General features: G+C 35.6%; 17 protein-coding genes. 5 read left to right on the forward strand and 12 right to left on the reverse strand.

From position 1 onward, the window contains the following. From WG904_RS08120 to WG904_RS08145, 6 genes are all read right to left on the reverse strand, one after another. The gene (locus WG904_RS08120) at nt 1-1635 is read right to left on the reverse strand and encodes a TldD/PmbA family protein (protein WP_339578807.1); all 1635 of its coding nucleotides are present in this window, start codon (nt 1633-1635) and stop codon (nt 1-3) included. Nucleotides 1636-1837: 202 nt separating this feature from the next. Further along, nucleotides 1838-3391 (reverse strand): hypothetical protein, encoded by a 1554-nt coding sequence (locus WG904_RS08125; protein WP_339578808.1) that lies wholly within the window; start codon nt 3389-3391, stop codon nt 1838-1840. Continuing rightward, nucleotides 3381-5450, reverse strand: a complete 2070-nt coding sequence (locus WG904_RS08130) for a hypothetical protein (RefSeq protein WP_339578809.1) — start codon at nt 5448-5450, stop codon at nt 3381-3383. Before WG904_RS08130 ends, WG904_RS08125 begins: the two co-directional genes overlap by 11 nt. After that, a complete protein-coding gene (locus tag WG904_RS08135) occupies nt 5437-6798 on the reverse strand; it encodes a BatA domain-containing protein (RefSeq protein ID WP_339578810.1) in 1362 nt (453 codons plus the stop codon). The genes WG904_RS08130 and WG904_RS08135 overlap by 14 nt, the downstream gene beginning before the upstream one ends. Then, nucleotides 6799-7686, reverse strand: a complete 888-nt coding sequence (locus WG904_RS08140; protein ID WP_339578811.1) for a DUF58 domain-containing protein — start codon at nt 7684-7686, stop codon at nt 6799-6801. Next, nucleotides 7686-8684: an AAA family ATPase gene (locus tag WG904_RS08145; RefSeq protein ID WP_339578812.1), complete on the reverse strand. Its 999-nt coding sequence runs from the start codon at nt 8682-8684 to the stop codon at nt 7686-7688. The genes WG904_RS08140 and WG904_RS08145 overlap by 1 nt, the downstream gene beginning before the upstream one ends. Before the next feature lie 151 nt (nt 8685-8835). Between WG904_RS08145 and WG904_RS08150 the strand changes: the two genes are divergently transcribed. After that, nucleotides 8836-9468, forward strand: coding sequence for a DUF4159 domain-containing protein (locus WG904_RS08150; RefSeq protein ID WP_339578813.1), 633 nt, complete (start codon nt 8836-8838; stop codon nt 9466-9468). A gap of 5 nt (nt 9469-9473) precedes the next feature. On the opposite strand, the gene WG904_RS08155 is transcribed toward WG904_RS08150, so the two are convergent. After that, nucleotides 9474-10259 carry a hypothetical protein gene (locus tag WG904_RS08155; protein WP_339578814.1) on the reverse strand — a complete coding sequence of 262 codons (786 nt, stop codon included), beginning with the start codon at nt 10257-10259 and terminating at the stop codon, nt 9474-9476. Nucleotides 10260-10466: 207 nt separating this feature from the next. On the opposite strand from WG904_RS08155, the gene WG904_RS08160 reads away from it, so the two are divergent. From WG904_RS08160 to WG904_RS08175, 4 genes are all read left to right on the forward strand, one after another. After that, nucleotides 10467-10862 (forward strand): hypothetical protein, encoded by a 396-nt coding sequence (locus WG904_RS08160; RefSeq protein WP_339578815.1) that lies wholly within the window; start codon nt 10467-10469, stop codon nt 10860-10862. A gap of 10 nt (nt 10863-10872) precedes the next feature. Then, entirely contained in the window at nt 10873-11487 is a 615-nt protein-coding gene (locus WG904_RS08165) for a cyclic nucleotide-binding domain-containing protein (protein ID WP_339578816.1), read from the forward strand. Nucleotides 11488-11614: 127 nt separating this feature from the next. Beyond that, on the forward strand, nt 11615-12046 hold the full coding sequence (locus tag WG904_RS08170; protein ID WP_339578817.1) for a MauE/DoxX family redox-associated membrane protein: 432 nt from the start codon (nt 11615-11617) through the stop codon (nt 12044-12046). 144 nt (nt 12047-12190) lie between these two features. Further along, nucleotides 12191-12499 carry a DUF6520 family protein gene (locus WG904_RS08175; protein ID WP_339578818.1) on the forward strand — a complete coding sequence of 103 codons (309 nt, stop codon included), beginning with the start codon at nt 12191-12193 and terminating at the stop codon, nt 12497-12499. Nucleotides 12500-12543: 44 nt separating this feature from the next. On the opposite strand, the gene WG904_RS08180 is transcribed toward WG904_RS08175, so the two are convergent. The 5 genes from WG904_RS08180 to WG904_RS08200 all read right to left on the reverse strand — a co-directional run bounded on the left by WG904_RS08180 (nt 12544) and on the right by WG904_RS08200 (nt 21565). After that, nucleotides 12544-13920, reverse strand: coding sequence for a TlpA family protein disulfide reductase (locus tag WG904_RS08180; RefSeq protein WP_339578819.1), 1377 nt, complete (start codon nt 13918-13920; stop codon nt 12544-12546). Nucleotides 13921-13963: 43 nt separating this feature from the next. Next, nucleotides 13964-15346 carry a TlpA family protein disulfide reductase gene (locus WG904_RS08185; protein ID WP_339578820.1) on the reverse strand — a complete coding sequence of 461 codons (1383 nt, stop codon included), beginning with the start codon at nt 15344-15346 and terminating at the stop codon, nt 13964-13966. 35 nt (nt 15347-15381) lie between these two features. Further along, nucleotides 15382-16755, reverse strand: a complete 1374-nt coding sequence (locus WG904_RS08190) for a RagB/SusD family nutrient uptake outer membrane protein (RefSeq protein WP_339578821.1) — start codon at nt 16753-16755, stop codon at nt 15382-15384. Between the two features lie 18 nt (nt 16756-16773). Next, complete coding sequence (locus WG904_RS08195) at nt 16774-20217, reverse strand: SusC/RagA family TonB-linked outer membrane protein (RefSeq protein ID WP_339578822.1); 3444 nt, start codon at nt 20215-20217, stop codon at nt 16774-16776. Between the two features lie 232 nt (nt 20218-20449). Next, nucleotides 20450-21565 carry a FecR family protein gene (locus WG904_RS08200; RefSeq protein WP_339578823.1) on the reverse strand — a complete coding sequence of 372 codons (1116 nt, stop codon included), beginning with the start codon at nt 21563-21565 and terminating at the stop codon, nt 20450-20452. Between the last annotated feature and the right edge of the window lie 27 nt (nt 21566-21592).

Consider the following 21592-nt stretch of genomic DNA (forward strand, 5'->3'; position numbering starts at 1 on the left):
TTATATTTTTCTTGCTGTATTGATAACATTAACTCCATTAAATCGTGTGGTAGAACTCCCGTGAGAAACTGCACTGCTTTGTCCGGGTTGACCTTTTCCATCGTTAAACGATCCACCTAAACGAAAATCACTTTCATCGCAAATGGCTGTACACGAATTCCAAAATTCTTGCGTATTCGATTGGTAGGCTACATCGTTCAGCATCCCTTCAATTTTACCATTTTTTATTTCGTAAAATAGTTGTCCGCCGAACTGGAAATTATAACGTTGCTGATCGATAGAATAACTACCATCGCCAATAATGTAAATTCCTTTTTCTACATTTTTAATCATATCGTCGACACTCAATTTTGCTTTTCCAGATGCCAAAGACACGTTCGGCATGCGTTGAAATTGAACATCATTCCAACCCTGAGCATAACAACAACCTTGTGATTCGGTTAAGCCTATCATAGGGGCCTGATCTCTGATGGCTTGGAAATTAACCAAAATTCCATCCTTAATTAAATCCCATTTTTTGCATTTCACTCCTTCATCATCATAACCAACTGCGCCTAAGGAGCCTATCTGGGTTTTGTCGGCAATAATATTTACCTTATCACTGCCAAATTTAAAATTCTTCGATTTTAATTTCTCTAAAGTTAAGAAGCTTGTACCCGCATAATTAGCTTCATAACCTAATACACGATCTAACTCGGTTGGATGGCCTACTGATTCGTGAATAGTTAACCACAAGTGTGATGGATCTAAGACTAAATCGTATTTCCCTGGTTCAACAGATTTTGCGGTTATTTTTTCTTTAGCCACACGAGTGGCCTCTTTTACGTCGCCCAATATGTCGTACCTACTCTTATAACGTGTAATTACCCCACTTACTTTATCTTCTGCCCTAGCGTTCATGTATTCATAGCCCATCCCCATTGGCGAACTTAGTGCCCCTTGGGATTTAAATTTACCCGATGCCCTATCAATTACAGTGACTCCAAAAGAAGGGTAGATACGATGTATATCTTGATCAATATACGAACCGTCTGTTGATGCGAAATACTTTTGTTCGTTAATGGCGGCAAATGACGCATTGATAAAACTTGCTCCATTTTGAAGCGCAACATCGTTTACATTAAGCAAAAGATCTACTTTTTCTTTAATAGGCACTTCGAAAGCATTAAGTTCTAAAGGAGTTTTCCAACTTACTTCGCCATAACCTTTTTGAGGCGCCAATTGTACCGCTTCACCTTGGATCTTGGCATTTGCCTTCGCAACGGCAACTGCCTCTTCGGCCGTTTTAGCAATCGACTCTTTAGTTACGATATTGGTGGCGGCAAAGCCCCAACATCCGTTGGCAATAACTCTAATACCCACGCCAAAAGATTCAGTATTGGCAACGCCTTGCACACGTTTATCTCGCGTAGCAACAAATTGATTTAAATAACGGCCAATACGAACATCGGTATAACTTGCACCTTTAGATTTTGCTGCATTTAAGGCAACATCTGCGAGTTCCTTTTTAATTTTAATATCTATTTTATCAAGGGCTTTTAAAGGGTCTATTGGGTTTGCAAATGCGCCAAAATCTGGCAAAACGAGCGCTCCCATACCTAATCCAGATAAATAGAGAAAGTCTTTTCTTTTCAAAATACTTAGTTTTTATTCGTTTATATTGATTGTTTTAATTGTAATCAAGAGCTCGCTTTGGCTCAGTTAGTGGTTCAAAGGGTAAGATAGTTAATTTCTAATTTAAAAATTATAACATTTTCAATAGATTATATTTTTAATGGTTATGAAGCAATTATGAGCATATCTTTTTGAATTCTGTTGGGTATAGTCTTAATTTTCGTTATTTATTCATCAAAAAGCGCTGTTCGTACCATAAAAATGAGATTGTAGCTAAAAAGCCAACAAAAAACCACCATTTGCTTAATTCCAAATTAACTAGGTATTCGATTTTAGTTCTCTTTAACCCATTATTACTTCTATTCGATATAAAATTTTCTGTCGCTTTTAATTTTAGATAATTTTTAGCCGCTTTCCAATCTGTTTTTTGATAGTTAAATATATTTTCTACTTTGTTGTTGATTGATAAGGTGGTCCAGCCTTGTGCTTTTGGCCAAAACAACCCATCCCACTCAAAAGGTAATTCCATATTTTGCCTTGGGGCAACATTGGCACTATCTATAATTACAATTGGGGGTTCGGTAGATGATACACTAAGGCTTAATCTTGTTTTCTCATCAATAGTGGGCCATTGAGGCTCGATGCCATAGGTATACGGTTTTACTTTCTTACGTAAAGCTTTCTTTAGGAGTAATGACCAGAATTGGCTGTAATCCACTTCTTTTCCACTCAACTGCCACTGATAAGTTGATGAAATGTTTGTGGTAATAATTTTTCCCGCCCCGCTTAAACGACTATCCACACTAACTTTTCCGGCTGTATCGGTAAGTAATGGTTGATGATCTTGAACAGATTTCATAGCCTTTGCCCGCACTAGTAAACCCATTCCATTGTTTACGGCTATCATTAATTCACGATTAATCTCTTCTTCATCTATGATCGCTACATCAAAATTTTTTAATAAGGACTGATTAATTTGGTTTAGGTTTACAGCTTTCCTATTCAAAAATTCAGTACTGTACTTATCTTTACTGATTTGACCCCTAAAGGCTACTTGGAATTGATTTTCAAAAAGCCATTTCTTCAAAAATTTATATTCGAAATCTGGGAACGAGGCTAAAATTAACACCTTAATGGGCTCTAAACCCTCAACCTCGACCGGAACAGGTTCTACAACAAGCGTATCTTTACCATTTAGGGCAATGAGATTAAAAACCGCTTTGCCCAGTTGCTTAGGGTTACTTGTAAAAGAGAAATTAACCTTCGTGTTTGCTTTTACGACAGCCGAATCTAACGATGTACCTAAACCAAATAGCTTTATTTTAACGGTGTTGTTAGTAGAATTTTGGTAGGTACCTTGAACAGTTAATTGCTCGGTTGTTTTTATTTTTTTTAGCCAACTGGCTGATATAAAACCGGAAGGAATAGCCAAAGGATGAAAGGAAAGTTGATAGGCATTTAATTTCTTTAATTCATCTATACTAAGTCCGTACCCATAAATATTTATTTTTTTTATTTCGGGATGTGCTTGTAAGTGGTAGTTTAAATCGATGAAAGGATTTGGCTTTTCAGTAAAAAAGTTTAATTCACTGAGAGGTTCTTCCTTTTTTATATTATAGCGAACAGGGATAATTAATAGGGCAAAACAGGCTACCGTTAATACACTCGCCAACAGACGTAAGGTTAATCGGGATTTATCTTGGCGTTTTGTTTCCTTAACGATTAAGAAAATCGCAAAAGCTAAACAAATTAAAATAACGCTGTATTTAAAGTCCATTTTTAAGGTGATTAAAATAACTACGATATAAATTTGTTTCTGGAATGGCCACTTTAGTTTGAGGTTTTAACGTTTCCACTCCCACTAATCGCTGAATAGCTTTTTGCACTGCAATTATATCGCTCGGCTCTAGTTGATTTGAAGTACTTAACTTGCGAAGGCTTTTTAATGCTGGAAGATATGAATTTGGCTGATTTGCGGCGGCCATTATTAAGTGTTTTTCTCCCGAATGCAATAGCTCTTTATCCCCATACTTAAATAGTTTACCCGCTTTTACTTCTTCCAGCAGGGCTAATAATATCTTTAATTCTTCAATGGTCTTATTGGTATTTTTAAAATCTACCTGTTGTGTGGGTTGTATTATTTTATCCAACTCGCCACTCAAGCGTTTTTCTAATTTCAGTTTAGCGATCTTAAGCGTTGTTTTGGCAACATAAACTCTCGATTTTTGTTGCAAGTCTTTTAATAATCGCAAAGCTTTGTATTCAAACGGTAGCGCTTCTTGTGGTTTGTATGTGCGTAATCTCAATTCTGAACTCCACATTTCATTTAAAACTGCCTTAAGCTGCGCTTTTAATTCGGGCTCAAAAAATGTAGCATCTTCTGCAATGTCGTGCTTGTGGGCATACTCGTCTATTAGGGCTTTCACATCTCCATATGCAGGTTCATCATGCCCTTCATGGTCGCCACCACTACCTGTTTCAGATTCTTCACCTAAAAATTTCCCGTAACGCAGCCTTAATAGCTTTTGATCTATACCCAACGCATTACTCCTGTTTTTAAATTCTTCGGTGGTTAGTGTTGGTTGGTCTTTCAGCAGCTTTTCGGTATCGATAATAATCTGACGTTGACTCCTAAAATATTCGGGCACTAAATCTACGCCATTTGTCATTCCCGCCATACTCATCAATTCGGTAGTATCTACAATAGAAACCAAGTACACGTCAGATCTGCTCGTTTGATTATGATTATCGGTTGCATGGATGAAAAAATAGAGCTCATCGCCTGGTTTCATATTCAATGCAGTTAAATCAAGTAGCTTGTTTAATTTTACCCCTTTTTTGCCCCGAAAATCGTTGTTAAACGTTAATTTTTTCTCCGTAAAGCTCACGCCCTCGCCTTTGCCACTCGATAGTGTTGTAGAAATATGCGCCTCATTAATCCCATAATCATCACTAAGCAATACGCTTAAATTTACCTTTGGTACTTCGCCAATATCGATGCTGGTGTGGGGCTTAGGGTTAATAATTTTAATGCGTATTGGTAAATCAGGAATCACTTCGATAGGATATAAATCAGATCTTTTACCATCCAGCATCAGCTGATAAAAGCCAGATTGATCAATAATCTTAGTAAAGTCTCCTGAATTATCTAAGTCTACAATTTCTTTATCGTTAAAAATTATCTGAATTTTTTTTACAGTCTCATTCGCTTCAACATGCCAAATTACACTTGCCCCAACTTCAGTCTTTAGGCCAAACTGACGTTGTGAACGCATTACTTTTCCAGTATAACTAGGTGGTATTACTTTTAGATTGAAATCTGTAATTTCTGGTGAAATCCTTTCCTTAACTGCTAGTGTATGATGATGAGTTATTGACGAGTTTTGAATCGTTTTCGGAACGTAAAAATTAACCGCAAAAGAAATGATCAGCAGTAAAAAGCTTAGTATAAGTTTTCTTATGGGTTTATTTAGGCGATTTGAAATTGGAAAAATTTTAACAATTTTCTCGATTTGAAATTTTTCTAAAAGAGACAATTCATCATCTCCTTTTATAAATAAAGCGGCACTTTCTTCAAGCTCAGGAAACTCTGCGTTTAAATAGTTGGCCACTTCTAGTGTTGATAGTTTCCATTGGGGAAGAAAAATAAAAATTGATCCAAAAACCAGTAGAGATACTACTAATAGTATTAAAAATGCATTTACAGCAAAGAAGGAAGCAAAAGACATCAATAGTATTCCAGCAGCGAGGCTAAAAAAACATGTTTTTAGCAGATAAAGGGAAATTAGCTTTATCCTAAACCTTTCGATCCAATTTTTACCTTCAGCTTTTAGCATAATTTATGTTTTTATTTCTGAAGGAGAGCACACGTTCAATAATCAATACTAAAAAGGCTAACATCCACATCACATCATCTATCTTTTGAGTTCGTATTTCTATTGAAGGCCTTGGTGTACTGTTTTTAGCTTCCGAAAATTGTGTTTTAGCTATTACTCTTTGGTCGGCATTACTATCTTCGAAACCAAAATCTACATCGTTTGGCTTACCCAGCACTATAGGGAGCAATTCTTTTACAAATTGCTCGTCCCATACCAAATCTGACCATTGCGGATTAAAACGGCTATAAAAATGGAAATGGTTGCGCTTAGCCTCCTTAATTAAAAGTGGTACGCCATAACCGTCGACCCAAATTATCGTACCTTTTAAGTTGTCGAAAACAATTCTATTTTTAAGCGCTATTGCGTGATCAGCATCTCCCTTTATTTGAAGTGTCGAATTCACCTTTTGCACTTTTCCCTTTCGATAGCTAAATAATCGAGCATTTGATTTACTTTTTTTAAGTATTATGGCCTGGTCTGAGAGCCAAAACACAACATCTGCTTCGCCAGGTAATTTGGTAATTTCAATCTTCCTTTTCGTGAAATCGGCAATTGCATTTAAGCCTGCTTTAATATATCTTGAGTCGATACCCGTTGGGTCATAAATCATAACCTTTACCTTGGGTAGATTTTGAGGTTGCTTGGCATTGTAAATGGTGAAACCTGGTGTTGATTTGGCCCGATAAAGCTTACCCAAAAATGTGGATGGCCAAGTTTTCACCGTATCACGATTAATTACTTCTTTCCAAACCAATTTAAAATGGAGTTGAGGCAAATTTCCATCAAAATTAGTTAACCGGCGATCAGCAAACACATAGGCTGCATAACCATGCGGTAAATCTCTATTTAGTTGATTTAACAACGTATTATATTTTAATTCTGAAGAAAATTTAATTCCGCTAATGCTATCATTAAGCGTAAATTTTGCAAAGCCAAAATTAAAATTGTGCAGTTCGAAGCCTATCCTTATTAGCGAATCGATGGTGTTTTTATGGCCCTTATAAATTTCGACGAGTTGATTTTGATCCATTAAAATCCAGCCCTTATTTTTCGTAGATGGGGTCGTTTTTTTAAAATAAGGTTGCGCCAGCATGAAAGCTATAAGTATTAAGATTAGGCAGCGCAAAACAAACAACAGCAAGTCGGTAATTTTAAAACTGTTCGAACTTGAAGTCGAGTTCTCACCCAAAAAAGCGATGCTTCCTATTTTAAGTGTTTTACCTGGTTTTATACTCCATAGATGTACAAGTACAGGAATAATTAATCCTGTGAATGCTAACAAACCGATGGGATATAAAAGCTGCACTTAAATTCTTAATTTATTTCGTTGCCTTAAAAAACTGCTTAGGGCTTGATCCAAGGGCTCGTCGGTAGTTATCGCTCTATAATAGATGCGTCTATCCAACATTTTGATCCGAGTTTCTTCCAGATATTGGGAAATCTTATGTTTATACTCCTTTCTTGTTTTTGACTGATCAATTTGTATAGATTTACCTGTTTCTAGATCTTCGAACGTTGAATATCCTTTAAAATCAAGGTCCAATTCATTTCTTGCTAGCACATGAAAAACAATAATCTCGTGCCTTAAGCTATTCAATGTGTCTAATAAAGTAAATATTTCATCATCTGCCTCATAAAGGTCGGTAATGAAAACTAAAAGTTCGCGCTTTTGCGTACCTGCAAAAATTTCTTTATAATGAATGGGTTTAGTAAATTTTCCTTCGGGCTGTATTTGCTCGAGGTTAAAAAACAATCTTGCTAAATGTTGATAATCTTGTTTAGCCACCATTGAAAATAATTCTGCATGCTTAAAGATATAAAGACCAATGGCATCGCCCTGTAAATTAGCTAAATAAGCTAGGGAAGCTGTAAGATACCGAGCATAGTCCATTTTTGTGAAATCGCCGTCATTATGATTCATCGATGCACTTGCGTCGACCAAAAAACGCACTGCAATATTTGTTTCTACTTCCGATTCTCTGATGTAATAGCGATCAGATCTGGCAAACATTTTCCAATCTAGGGACCGCAAATCATCACCAGGTTGGTAGCTTCTATATTGACTAAACTCTAAGCCCTGCCCCTTTATCGTACTTTTATTAATACCATTCATAAACCCATCGATCGTTGTCTTCGCCGATAGATTGAGGTCTTTTATGGCCATTACTATTTTTGGGTCGAGCAGTTTACTCATTAAATATTGGTTTTTGGGCGAGCAATGGCTTTCACTAATTCAGATGTTACCTGATCTGAAGATACATTTTCAGCCTCTGCCTTAAAGTTCATCAATATACGATGACGAAGTACCGGATAAGCCATGATTTGTAAATCTTCAATCATTACAGCATACCTCCCTTGAAAAAGTGCCCTGGCCTTTGCAGTTAAGATTAAAGCCTGTCCTGCTCGTGGTCCTGCACCCCAACGTACCCATTCTTTCACAAAACTCACGTTAGAAGTATCGGGCCGGGTGGCACGGATAAACTCACTTACATAAGTAATTAAATCATCACTAATGCTCACTTCGCGAGTTAGCGATTGTAATTGTTTTATTTCATCGGCTCCAATAATTGGTTGGATAACAGCTTTTTTCGAACCTGTTGTACTACTTAAAATTTGTGCTTCTTCTAGTGCTGTCGGATAGCCTATTTTAATGTACAATAAAAAACGGTCTAATTGGGCTTCTGGAAGAGGATAAGTACCTGCTTGCTCTATCGGATTTTGGGTAGCCAAAATAAAAAATGGTCGATCAAGCGGGTAAGTTTGTCCACCATAAGTAACCTCAAATTCTTGCATGGCTTCTAAAAGAGCCGATTGTGTTTTTGGAGGGGTCCGATTTACCTCATCGGCAAGCACAATATTTGCAAAAAGTGGACCTTTATTAAACTTGAAAAATCGTTTACCTGTAGCGTGGTCTTCTTCCAAGATTTCAGTACCTACAATATCTGTAGGCATTAAATCGGGTGTAAATTGGATGCGCCTAAACGATAGGTTTAATGCTTGCGACAAGGTGCGTACCATTAATGTTTTGGCCAAACCAGGTACACCCTCCAGTAAACAATGTCCACCAGCCATTAAAGCAATTAACATTTCTTCTATAATGAGGTCTTGGCCAACAATTACTTTCTGGATTTCACTTTTTAATAAAGATATTTTTTCGATTAACGATTTTACTTGGCTTTCTGTAGTATCCAAAACAATTATTTTTAATGATAATGAAGTAAGGTGTCTCAATATAGGTCATATTGGCATTATTTTTCATGTTTCGGTAAAACAATATCAAAAAATTTACACGAGTTATAGCCTAAAAATCTTGATTCTTAAAAATTGACACTATTTTAGGACAATGCGGGGCGCCAAGTTTACTTTTGCGAGATTAAAATATAATTCTGGAGATTGGGATACGGATCAGCGTATGCCTTCAAATCTTCTAAACTCGTTGTTAGAGTACACCACCATTCCATTAAACGAAGAAGAAAAAATTGTGGAGCTAAATAGTAAGGAGTTGTTTAATTACCCATTTTGCTATTTAAGTGGGCATAAATTGGTACAGTTTAACAAACAAGAAGCAACAAATTTTAAAACCTATGTACAAAATGGTGGATTTGTTTTTGTAGACGACTGTAACCACGATATTGATGGCCTTTTTGCCAAATCTTTTGAAGCGCAGATGAGCAGTTTATTTGGTGCACAAGCCTTAAAGAAAATTCCGAATACTCATGCTATTTATAGTTCATTTTTTAAGTTTGAAAAGGGCCCTCCGCCTACTTCTTTTGAGCTTAATGGTTGGGGTGATGATTTAATACACGATTATTTAAAGGCCATTAGCTTTAACAATCGCATTGGGGTGCTGTACAGCAATAAAGACTATGGTTGTGAGTGGGATTATGATTATAAGAATAAACGTTTTTTGGCAGAGGATAATACCAAATTTGGGGTGAATATTATTTTATATGCGATGGGGATTAATGCGAGTTGAGTTTGCTATTTCTTCGAAACCCATGCTTTAAAAAGCACGGTCATTCTTCTACTCGTGATTAATTCGATTGGACAAGTAACTAAAGATTCAATTTTAATATGCCTTAAATTAAAAGGCTTAATTGAGCGAATTATTGCTCGGTGTATAATGGTTTGACGGTTGATTTGAAAATATGTATTTTCGTTTAGTTTTTTTCTGGATTGCTCGATGTTAATTGGCCATACTGTTTTTATTCCTTTAAAGTCTATCGCAAAACAAGCCTTATCTTCATAAAAAATAATTGCGGGTAAAGTAGAATTCTCATTGGGTATATCTAACGAATTAGCATTAAACAAATAGTACCTAGACTTTATTGCATTTTTATAATAAAATAAAAGATATGCCATATTAACGCTGAAGATAAACAATAAAATAAGGGCATAGAGCTTCGTGAAATAACTTGAGTTAAAAATATTCTCTCCATTTATCCAATATAAAAGCATTGCTAATAAAAAGGCTATTAATGATGTTGTTAAAAAACCACTAACAAACTGTTCTGTAATTCTTTCGTTCGTTAGCGCTTCATTTTTGTGTTGTTGATTTAATTTTTTTGTAACAAAGTATACAAATTCTACCAGGATTAAAGCGATCACTAAACTACAGCAAACAGAATAGTAGTAATATCCTTTAGTAAACAGCACAGTTATGGTTTCTGTTGCACTTTGTACAACAATAAAGTGGGCTGCCAAAAGGCTAACCAATAATCGGCACAGGAAGTATAGAATTGGTTTAAGGGGTTTAAGGCTAAACATAGGGAGTTCAGAATTAATTCAACTGCTTAAACATAAATCAAAATCCAAACTAATCAAAAAATTGAAACGGATATTGTACCGCTTGGCAAAAATATTAGTACCGTTCAGTTAAACTAATTGGAAATACGAATTCCACATGCTTTAAAGGCATTAATTTAAGTAAGGCTAAAAAATAGCTGTCATTTATTAACCTTTAATTTTATAAAAATGGAAAAGCAACCCTTTACCCCTGCTGGAGTTTTAGCTTTACAGCAATGGCTTTATCAATTGCCACCAGTAGAATTTGATACAGAAATTCTTGCCATGGAAACCGATTTCGAAACTTGGTCACTAGCACATCTGGCACTTGACAACAATCAACTTACTTTTTATAATCAGCTAAGTTCGGTAGCTCAATACAACCTTGCCTACACGATCACGTTGGCCGCAATGTTTAAAAAGCCCGTTAGCTTAGTGCAACTCGTTCAAAACAGTAACGAACCAGATTCCTCCGAAAGTGATAAACTTTTTAAACCTAAAAGTACTATAACTATTACTAGCAATAGCGATGGAAATGATGTTGTTGAAGGCGATGTTGAGATTGAAGTAACCTACCTCAGTTAATTAATCATCCATGAGCGCTGTAAGATATTCTTCAAACAGCGCTCAGCTTAACTCCTATTCCATGTTTAACGATTCACATCTTTCGTCTTTGAAATTAAAGTTGGCTAGCTATGGTGCAATTAGGCAGCAGGCATGGACAAAAATCTTATCCCATCTCCTAGAAACTGAGCTTAAAACCGACGAAAGCTTCGATAGGAAAATTAATGCTATTGTTTATGTAACTAATGGGTTAATTAAAGAATATGAAACGCAACAACGTAAAAAGCCTTCCATCGTAAATTTTATTAACACTGGAAATTTTATCATTACCACTAAACACAATCAAACTAAATATCTAAAAGCCATTGATACCACTAAATTGATTTATCTCGACTTTGAAGCGCTTGTTTCGTTATTTATAACCTATAATGAGTTAAAATCAGTTTATGATGGGGTTCTAGCCAACTATGAAGATGGAATAGCATTTAGGCAATTGGTACTTGAAGAAAACGTAGCTTCTGCAAGAATAAAATTATTTATTGATAAGCATAGAACCATTCTCCCCAGTTTAAAGAAGAAAGATATTGCAAATTATATCCACGTCGATTATGATTATTTTATTCGAATTTATGGGAAACTGCTGTGATCTTTTCATAAACACTGTAAAACTTACAGTTAAAAACATGTCTTATTACAGTATTTTATACGTTGTTTACACAGGTAACAATACTTGTATCCACAACTACATTTGATTAATCAATCTGAAAAATCAAATGAAACTTGAACTTTTAAAATTCAGAGCTGCATTATTAATATTTATCTGCACCTTATTGGTTTTGCTCTGGGTATATTCTGCTGGAAGCAAATTGATCGACATAACTGAATTTAAACGTCAACTGGGTAATCAAACACTTGGCAAAACCGCAGCGGTTTTTTTATTTTGGTTCATCCCTATTAGCGAAATCCTTGCTGCGCTGTTGCTACTATTTAATACAACTCGATTTGCGGGATTGATTTTATCTACTTTTTTAATGTTTCTGTTTACGGGTTATATAGGCTTAGTGCTCTTGGGGTACTATGATCGAACGCCATGTAGTTGTGGCGGAGTTTTAAAAGAGATGGGTTGGCGCCTGCACTTTTGGTTTAATGTCTATTTTCTAGCGATAAGTGGTTTGGGAGTGTGGTTGGAGAGAAGAAAAAACTAACAAATAAATCTACAATGTTTTTCTAAGTTCTGGGAATTTTAAAAAACAGGTATTAAGCCTACCAGAGTGGCTACATAAAATAATCTAAAATTTCAACCAACTTTTTTCACTGTTTTTTCAAATGCAAAATAACAGTCTGATAATATGAAAAATTTAAAAAAATTATTGCCAATTTTTGCCTTTATATTAGGCTTAGGTTTAGTGTTTACGCAGAGTGCTTTTAAAAGCACAACCGCTACCGAGTACGGTTACGATCCAATGAATACAACGGGCTTAGCTGTTAACGGTTGGGTAGATTTATCTTTATTAATTGAAGATGATGGAAATCAAACACCAGGAAGATATGCGTGTGAAGATAGCGAAAGTACATGTAAAGCAGTTTTTGAGAGCCAACCTGATGCGGAAACACCAATACCTGGTGATGCTGAGCCAGGCACATTTGTAATCTATTAATTTTTTAACTACCCGCCCACAAAATGTGAGTGGGTAGTTAAATTTTAATTCACTGCATCTCTTACAACAATAACATCTATCTCCACTTCTTTTAGTATAAAAGCAAGATCGTATTTTGCCAATCCCTTGTTCAGTTCTGTGATGTTTCCCATACGAGCCTGAACTTCAATATCTACAAATCCTTTATAATCAGTTTGGTTGATAACCGGGTAATCAGAATTTTGCATATACAATGCATTTAAATCACTAACAAACCTCCATAAAGCGTGATTTTGCATTTTAAATCCAAATTGATTTGAAGCATATTTATAATCCCCACCTGCAGACGCAATTTTATCTTCGGTCGATGTTCTAATGAGCACCCAGCACTTCTTTACTTGCTTTTCTACGCTAAATTTATAATCCGTAAAAAAGCGGCTTAGATCATTTTGCATCATTTTAAAGCGATTCGCAGCCAACTTATAGGGCACAATTAATTCGTAGCAAAATTTATTTTTTCTAACCCACTCCTGATACGGTTGGTAGACATCGTACACTAATTTGCTTGTATCCTTAACCAAAAGTTGCATTCGATTACGTCCATATATTACTTTTCCCTCTCCATATGCATGCTTTAATAAATGTGATAGAGATGTATTTCTAAATATAATTTTAGCCGGCTGTAAGCTATCTGGATTTTTAAAAGAACCTCCCGCTATTAGTCCGTCGGTATAGCCTGTTAAAATAGAATGATACATCAAGTTATCTCCATTACCTCCATTACCATTTATTAAAAAAGGTTTACTGTCATCTATTGTAGTCTTAAAATCTTTCTTTTGTGCAACACTATATCCTTTACCAAGTGCCAAATTAATAGTTGCGACATTAATTTCTTTATATCCGGTAATGGCCCTTACTACACCACCTCCATCAATCCAAACATAATGTGGTAAATAGATATGAGGAAATAGCTTTTCCAGCACTTTACTACCGGATAAGTTAGTTATATTAAACTTTTTATTATTTCGCTTTTCAAGTTTTGTTAAAAATGGTAAAACTTCTTTTTCACTTTGATAGGCAACTGAAATAAATTTCAACTTACCATTGAACTGGGTCTGCAAACTATCCATTCTAGGAATCATTGCCACGCAGGGTGCGCACCAGGTAGCCCAAAAATCGAGAATAACCAATTTCCCTTTAAAGTCTGATAGTTTAGCAGTGGTACTTAATTTTCCAGACGCATCTGTATAATTGCTTAAGTTATTAAGGGCGACATCGGGTACCTGTTGGCCAATTTGAATTCCTGTTTTAACGATGTCAATAGCGGATTTTTGACCATAGGAATACTGGTTAATGATAAAGTTCATGAAAAACAACAGTGCTAATTTTTTTAAATTACTTAGATTAAATGCTGTTCTTGCGAATTGTTTCAAAATTCTCATATAATAAATGATTAAATGTTTTGATTGTTTTTACATGAACTGTTTAATTTACTGCATCCCTAATTACAAGCATGTTAATTGGCATCAGTTTCAGCTCTAATGTCAGGTCATACCTAGCTAATGCGTCATTCAATTCGGTTAAGCTGGTCATGTTTGTATCAAAAGACATGTCGACTAATGCCTTATAATCGGTGCCATTAACAACAGGATATGGTGAATTGGCCAAATAGAACAAATTAAGTTCTGCTACCAACCTCGGAAGACCGTAATTCTCCATTCTCAGTCCCCATGCACTTGCGCTAAAGCTAGATGTTCCCCCTGCTGATTTTATTTTATCTTTGGTTGATGTTCTTACGAGAACCAAACACTTTCGCATTTGATTTTCAACCGAGCATTCATATTCTGGGAACAACCTTTTCAGGTCTTCTTGCATAATTTGATACCGATTGGGCGTAAATTTTTCAGAAGTTAGCAATTCATACGAGTACCCATTTCCACTTTTTAGCCAATTGAGGTATACTGAGCCTCGAGCTTTATTTGAAAACTTAGTTGTGTCTTTCACTAGCAGTAGCCTTTTATTGCTGTTAAACATTTCCTTACCAACACCATATGCCAAATCGTAAAAATCTGTCAAAGGCAAATTTCTAAGCGTTATTTTTGCAGATTCTCCAGCAACTGGTTTAGAAACCGTGTACCCGGGTTTTAAACCGTCAATAAAGCCAGATAATATGGAATGGTATACTATTTTTTCACCATTACCTCCGTTTCCGTTTATGAGCAGCGGTTTAGTCTTATCAAATTCAATTTGTTTATCCTGCTTTTGGGTACTTGAATAAACTTGCCCTAAAGCTAGTTCAATCTTTGATGCGGTAATTTCTGTAAGTTCCGTAATCGCTTTAACCATGCCCCTTTCGTCTATCCAGACATAGTGAGGTAAAGTTACGTGAGGGAACAAGCTATGAAGCTTCTTACTTTTAGTAAGATAAGGGATATTAAAATGTTTATTGAGCTGTTTCTCGACTTTCACCATAAACGGCAAAACTTCTTCCTCAGTCTGATAGGTTACTGAAAGAAATTGAACTTTTCCCTTAAATTTTTTTTGCAAACTATCCATTCTAGGAATCATTGCCACGCAGGGCGCGCACCAAGTAGCCCAGAAATCGAGAATAACTAATTTTCCTCTAAAGTCCGATAGTTTAGCAGTGGTACTTAATTTCCCAGACGCATCTGTATAATTGTTTAAGTTATTCAGGACAACATCTGGTACCTGTTGCCCAATTTGAATTCCTGTTTTAACTACATCGATAGCGGAAGTGTTCTGGCCAAATGCGAATTGGTTAATAAACAAGAATAAAAATAATAAAGCCGAATTTCCAAAATGCATTAGCGTAAATGTGGTTCTTGCGAATTGTTGCACAGTTTTCATATTGTGTATAAGTTAATTACTTTGTAAAATTTGTTTTATCTTTCATTCTGTTCTATTCCGCTAGTTTTGATTTCATTATCGGGTATCGGCAAAACGTATTGTTTACTATTGGGCAAGAGTGTATAAATAGTACCATTCACATCTCGTTCTATCGTTTTCGAAAACCGCTTATCCAGATTTAATCTTCTCAAATCTGTCCAACGAATTCCTCTTCTCACCAATTCCTTTCTTCTTTCTGTTAGCACTTTCACCAAAGCATCATCCGCATTGGCGGCTTGCATAGGAACGAATGTTCCTTTAATCATCCGATTTATTAGCAGAAGATTTAAATTATCCATAGCGGCTTTAGCGTCCCCGCTCCTCGCTAAGCATTCTGCCTTATTTAAATAAACTTCATCAGTGGCTAAACCTCCAAAAATACTTGCAGGAGTACTTGGCCCGCTATAAGAGCCTCTAAAACTAAACCCTCCAACGCCTCTATCCGCATAGTATAACACTTTTCTTAAATCATTTGAAGAATAAGAATTGTATAGTTCTGAGTCAACAATCGTTCTCGTAATCGTAAAAAAACCATAGTTAGGTAGTGATGTATGAAAAATTACCTCATCATTTCCATTAGGTAGAGAAGTTGGAAATGACAACGATATAGGTGTGATGCTTAAATTATTGTAATCTATCAGCTTACCATTCAAGTTCAATGTTAAGTCTGCATAACGAATTGCATCAGTATAAGCAGACATAGATAAATAAACCCTTGATAACAATGCATATACTGCAGCTTTGTTCGGTCTACTTTTTACTGTGGTTTGTGCTGGTAACAACATTTCAGCACTTTTAATATCGTCCAAAATCTGATTGTAAGTTTGCTGAAGATTTCCTCTAACAGATTTTTCATTTACATTCGCGCTTAATCGAATAGGTAGACCGAGTTCAATAGATGCCGTGGCGCTTTGGTAAGGAGCAGCGAATAACTGTGCTAAATAAAACAAGGCTATTCCGCGATAAAAGTATGCCGTTCCTTCTATTTCTTTCGCCGTGGTATTCTGGTTATCATTTAACAATTTTAAACCATCAAGCACTAAATTTGCATAAAATATCTGCTTATAAGCGCTATTCCAATCGGGACCATTTGTGCCCTCATAAATATCCTTAGCCCATATATATGCATTTCTTTCGGCTACACCAAACGCTGTATATCCAGTAGTTGTAGCATAAAAATCATCACTAGCAATTTCTTGATAGCCAGGACAATTATTCATGATACTGATATTATCCAACAGCAATCGCATATCAATTAAGGTTGTTGGTATTAATAAGGCTTTATCAGGTTTGGCCGCTAAAAATTCATCCTTACAGCCACCAAAAATTAGTCCGCAAAAGAGTATAATTCCAATTATTATTTTTTTCATTTTCTTTCTCATTATCATTTAAAAATCTACTTTAAGACCTAGAGCAATAGTTTTAGGCGGTGGCCCAGTTTGATAATCTGGATCTAATCCGGTCTTACTTGCTTGCCACAATACACCCATGTTATTGGCATAGAGATAGACTTGCGCCCTTTTCAATTTTAAAGTGTTTAGGTAGCGCTTTGCAAATTCATAGCTAAGATTTACATCCTGTAAGCGGATATGATCGCCCTTCTCTACTAAAATCGATGAGTAAGTAAAAAATGCATCGCGATTGGTATTCGCAGCTAAAGGAATTGAAGGAACATAGGTTGTCCTTTCATCACCTGGAGCATTCCATTTTTTTGTATAATCAATGTGGCCTGAGCTCAAGCCCATATCTGTTCCATAACGTATGGATGTATTACGAAAATAATAGCCCATTCTATAACTAATACTGGTAGATAGGGTAAATCCTTTATAGGCCACTTCGTTTCTAAGCACTCCAAAAACTGTGGGGCGGGCTGAGCCATGATAAAGAATTGTATTCGGTCTTGCATCAGCGATTATCTTTTGATAATCTTTACTTATCTCACCATTTAAATAACCTTGTGGATCGCCATTGGCAGCATCCAATCCAGCCCATTGATAACTATAAACCGCATACAGGGGTTTTCCAATTAAGGGCTTACCTAAATTAATTCCAGTTTGAACATAATCTGTTGCTGTTGCATCTACTTTATAATCGGTTACTTCATCGTGGTTATAACTGAATAAAAATATAGAATTCCATCTTACGCTACCTTGGAAATTTATGGTATTCAAATTAAAATCTATACCATAAGCCTTGGTATTAGCGGTATTACCCGTAAAGGTCAAAATGCCACTTGAAGGTGCAAATGGAGTAGTACCAATTAAATCAATACCCACTTTTTTAAAATACTCTACTGTACCATTTATTCGTTGATTTTTACTCGAAAAATCGACACCCAGATTTAAGTTTTTAACCCGTTCCCATCTTAATTCAGGATTTGGTGGGTTAACAATAGTTCCATAAGGCAACCGAGTACCAGCATTATTTGAATTCCCTACACCTTGATTGTAAATTGCGGTTGCATACGCAGATAAATTTTTGTTTACATTTCCACTATAGCCATAGGTTGCCCTTAGTGAAAGTTGATCTAAGTAATCTAATTTATAAAAGGCTTCTTCATGAATATTCCACTTCGCACCGGCCGACCATAGCGGTACTCCCTTTTGATTTGTCTTTACGCCAAATAAATTACTTTGATCAAAACGTGCGCTTGCTGAAACAACATATCTTTTATTATAACTATAGGCACCATTGGCATAATAAGATAGAAAGCGATCTGTTAACACACCTCTCGAATCGCCATTTTCGATGAGCAATGTTGTTGTTGGTATAATTAATCGTTTAAATGAGGTGGTATAATCTACTGTTTTACTCGTTTCATGTTCTTCATCATAGCCATATAAACGATAGCGTTCTTCTTCTATATTTACATCCCGAATTTCTGTACCTGCTAAAGCATTAAGAGAATGACGATTGCCAAGCGTAGGACTGAAATTAAGTTGCATACGGGCATTCTGCGAAATTGTATTTGTAGTAGCCCGATCTAAAATACCTCCTAATGGAATTGGCCTAGTAAGAGAACCGTCTGCATTAATAATTGTAATCCCATTTATCAGATTACGTGTGTAAAAAGTAGCCTGACTCCTGTAGTTATTACCTACATTTAATCCTTGCCCATATTGATATAAAATGTCGGCCCTTAGGGTGGGTAAAAATTGATAATTAGCGCCAAAATTAAGCCTATAATCTGTTGTATTAACCGAATTATCATTCAATTCAATTTCCTCTAATGGCTTATACGTCCAATCTAATAATCCCTCATTCGTTTCAGTAAATGTATTTAGGTAACTAGAGCGATACTGATTGTCGACTGTAGCAGCAATACCATTATTTATGAGTTGCAAATAAGGATATCGGGCATTTAATGTAAGCGATGTAAAACCTGGATTATTTTGTGCCGTACTCCCTTTGGTATAAAACAACTCTGTTTTAATTTGCAATTTCCGGTCAACCAAAAAGTAACTATTGCTAGCATTTATGCTAACCCTTTTATACGAATTTCCTACCTCGCCTTTTAAATTTCTATCATATCCTCCCGAAATATAATATTGTTGCTTATCGCTCCCGCCACTCAAATTTAACGCATATTGCTGGTTATATGGGTTTTGCAAAATATAATCACTAAAATCATTTCTAGCATCTAAACTTCGTAATCCATCTATAGTTGTTTTGGCATCGTTCGCTGTAATTTTACCATCACGTTGTGCAATTAGCGTTTCTACAATTGGGCTCAGTGGCGCTTTATTCACCGATATCTCTGTATTTCTATAGAACCCTTTATTAAACAAATCAGTTTCGATATCAATAAATTGGCTGGTCGAAATCTTTTTTTCGTAAAACAAATTTTGTTTTTCGGAAACGGTTAAATTAGAATTAAATGAAAAACGAGGAGAGTTATTTAATTTTCCTTTTTTAGTATCAATTACAATTACTCCATTTCCAGCTCTTGCCCCCCAAATGGAGGCAGCTGCTGCATCCTTCAAGACTGTAATTCGTTCAACATCATTTGGATTAATGTTACTAATGTCTCCATCATAAGGAAAATTATCGACTACAATTAATGGATAAGAATTTGAATTAATAGTACTTGTACCGCGAATAGTAATAGGATTAGCTCCCTTCCTATTAAAAACCAATCCGGGTATTTCATCTTCCAATCGACTTAAAATATCTAAACTTACTTTACGGTTAAGTTTATTTATATTCATAACTGAGAATGAGCCAGTAGCACGTTCTTTTGGCAGCATTTGATAACCCGTACTTACAATCTGGATTTCATTTAACTCATCGTTGCTACGTAGCAGTTTAACACCTCCCATCTCTGGTTTTACAGGAATTTCTTGTGTTACATAACCGATGTAGCTAATCACCAAAATTGCATCATCGTTAACACCTGTCAAAAGGAATTCACCTTGGTTATTCGTAATCGTGCTCTTATTTAACCCTTTAACGGAAATACCTGCCCCACTAAGTGGCATCCCTACCTCATCTATCACCATACCCCTAGTGTCTAGTTGATTCAACTGAATTCGCTTAGTTTCTATCGAGGGTGGTAATTTTATTTCTATGGTTATTGTTTTATCCTTAATCTTATAGAATAAAGGTTGATTTTCGAAACATTTATCAAGTACATTCTTAACAGATGCATTTTTTACTGAAATACTAACTTTTTTTGCGGTTGCAAGCTGCTTATCGGTATAAATAAAGTCGTAATCGGTCTGTTTTCTAATATCCTTGAAAATTTCGCTTAATAAGGCGTTTTTCTTGTTAATTGTAATACTTTGAGCACTACTAGTTGAAGATACATGAAGCAAGAAACTAATTATTGCCAAGAATTTTATATAAGAAAGGTTCCACCTTCTAAGGTTAGTCTTATAAAGTGAGAGAAATTTAATAATGCACTGTATTACAAGCACACCTTTTAGATAAAATTTGTACATTTGAGTTGATTTAGTTGTTTATAGGTTGTTAGTCGCATTTTATTTATTAACTGAATTCTATTAAGCGAGAGAGTTCCCACACCCTCTCGCTTTTAATCAATTAACTATTAACCATTTTCGTTTATTAATTCATAACTGTAATCTCCCTTCCTTCAATTTTAAAGTGTACGTCATTTGTTGATTCTAATAGTTTTAACACTTCTGATATATTTTTTGATCGAGATACAGCCCCACTAAACCGTACCTTGGGTATCTCTCCACTATAGATTACTTTAATATCGTACCAAAGTGTTAACATTTGCATTACACTCTGAATATCTGCACTTTCGAAAGCTGTTTTTCCATTTTTCCAAGCAATTTCTAGGTCTGTATCTACTTTATTTATCGCAAATTGATGATTTGAAAAAGTAGACTGGTCGCCCGGTTTTAGCACTGCTCCTTGTACATTTGAAGCCGACACTCTAACACTTCCTTCTAGCAACGTAGTTTTAATCTGAGAAACGTTATAAGTGTTTATATTGAAATGTGTACCCAATACTTCTACTTCTTGACCATTTCCACCTGATTCCTTAGCTCCTGTAACTACAATAAAAGGCATTTTTGCACCTTTTACTTTTGTAACTTCAAAATACGCCTCGCCAGTTAAAATTACCCTTCTTTCGTTCTTCCCTATAAAAGAAACCGGATATTTAATTGACGAAGCTGCATTCAGCCAAATTTTTGTACCATCAGACAAAATCAGGTGGTATTGGCCACCCTTTGGGGTTGTAAGTACCTGCATCGCCTCGCCTCCACTTTTATCCTCATGGTCGATAATTTTACCATCTAAATAACTTACGGTATTACCACGTATCGAAACCCCAGATTTAGCAGTATTTAAGTTAATACTTCTTCCATCTGCAAGCGTTAGCGTTGCTTTATTTCCTCCTGGAGAAATATCATGTACATATTTTGATGTTTCTTTTAGTTGGCTATTACGATGAAAATGCCAAATTCCAAATGCTATCACTAACATTGCTGCTGCAGAAATTACACTAGCCCAAAGTTTTATTACCTTTTTCTTATGTATAGGCAATTCTGCATAGATTTTCTTACCTAATTCTTCAATACGTGTTGACGAAATATCGATATCATGCTCATTATATTGGAGCAACCAATCTTCCAGCAAAGCCTTTTCAGAAGGTGTGCATTTTCCTAAATTATATTTTAAAAGTAATTGTTCCGCTTCTTCGCTATTCATTACAACTGGATTAACCGATTTTGAAGA

The organism is Pedobacter anseongensis (genome assembly GCF_037482965.1).
Taxonomy (GTDB): Bacteria; Bacteroidota; Bacteroidia; order Sphingobacteriales; family Sphingobacteriaceae; genus Pedobacter; species Pedobacter anseongensis.

What these genes read in the sequence shown, in the direction of transcription:
- WG904_RS08150 (WP_339578813.1), top strand. Translation starts at nt 8,836, where the DNA reads ATGCGGGGCGCCAAGTTTACTTTTGCGAGATTAAAATATAATTCTGGA.
- WG904_RS08130 (WP_339578809.1), bottom strand. Translation starts at nt 5,450, where the DNA reads ATGCTAAAAGCTGAAGGTAAAAATTGGATCGAAAGGTTTAGGATAAAG.
- WG904_RS08160 (WP_339578815.1), top strand. Translation starts at nt 10,467, where the DNA reads ATGGAAAAGCAACCCTTTACCCCTGCTGGAGTTTTAGCTTTACAGCAA.
- WG904_RS08185 (WP_339578820.1), bottom strand. Translation starts at nt 15,346, where the DNA reads ATGAAAACTGTGCAACAATTCGCAAGAACCACATTTACGCTAATGCAT.
- WG904_RS08180 (WP_339578819.1), bottom strand. Translation starts at nt 13,920, where the DNA reads ATGAGAATTTTGAAACAATTCGCAAGAACAGCATTTAATCTAAGTAAT.
- WG904_RS08125 (WP_339578808.1), bottom strand. Translation starts at nt 3,391, where the DNA reads ATGGACTTTAAATACAGCGTTATTTTAATTTGTTTAGCTTTTGCGATT.
- WG904_RS08165 (WP_339578816.1), top strand. Translation starts at nt 10,873, where the DNA reads ATGAGCGCTGTAAGATATTCTTCAAACAGCGCTCAGCTTAACTCCTAT.
- WG904_RS08200 (WP_339578823.1), bottom strand. Translation starts at nt 21,565, where the DNA reads ATGAATAGCGAAGAAGCGGAACAATTACTTTTAAAATATAATTTAGGA.
- WG904_RS08140 (WP_339578811.1), bottom strand. Translation starts at nt 7,686, where the DNA reads ATGAGTAAACTGCTCGACCCAAAAATAGTAATGGCCATAAAAGACCTC.
- WG904_RS08155 (WP_339578814.1), bottom strand. Translation starts at nt 10,259, where the DNA reads ATGTTTAGCCTTAAACCCCTTAAACCAATTCTATACTTCCTGTGCCGA.
- WG904_RS08170 (WP_339578817.1), top strand. Translation starts at nt 11,615, where the DNA reads ATGAAACTTGAACTTTTAAAATTCAGAGCTGCATTATTAATATTTATC.
- WG904_RS08190 (WP_339578821.1), bottom strand. Translation starts at nt 16,755, where the DNA reads ATGAAAAAAATAATAATTGGAATTATACTCTTTTGCGGACTAATTTTT.
- WG904_RS08175 (WP_339578818.1), top strand. Translation starts at nt 12,191, where the DNA reads ATGAAAAATTTAAAAAAATTATTGCCAATTTTTGCCTTTATATTAGGC.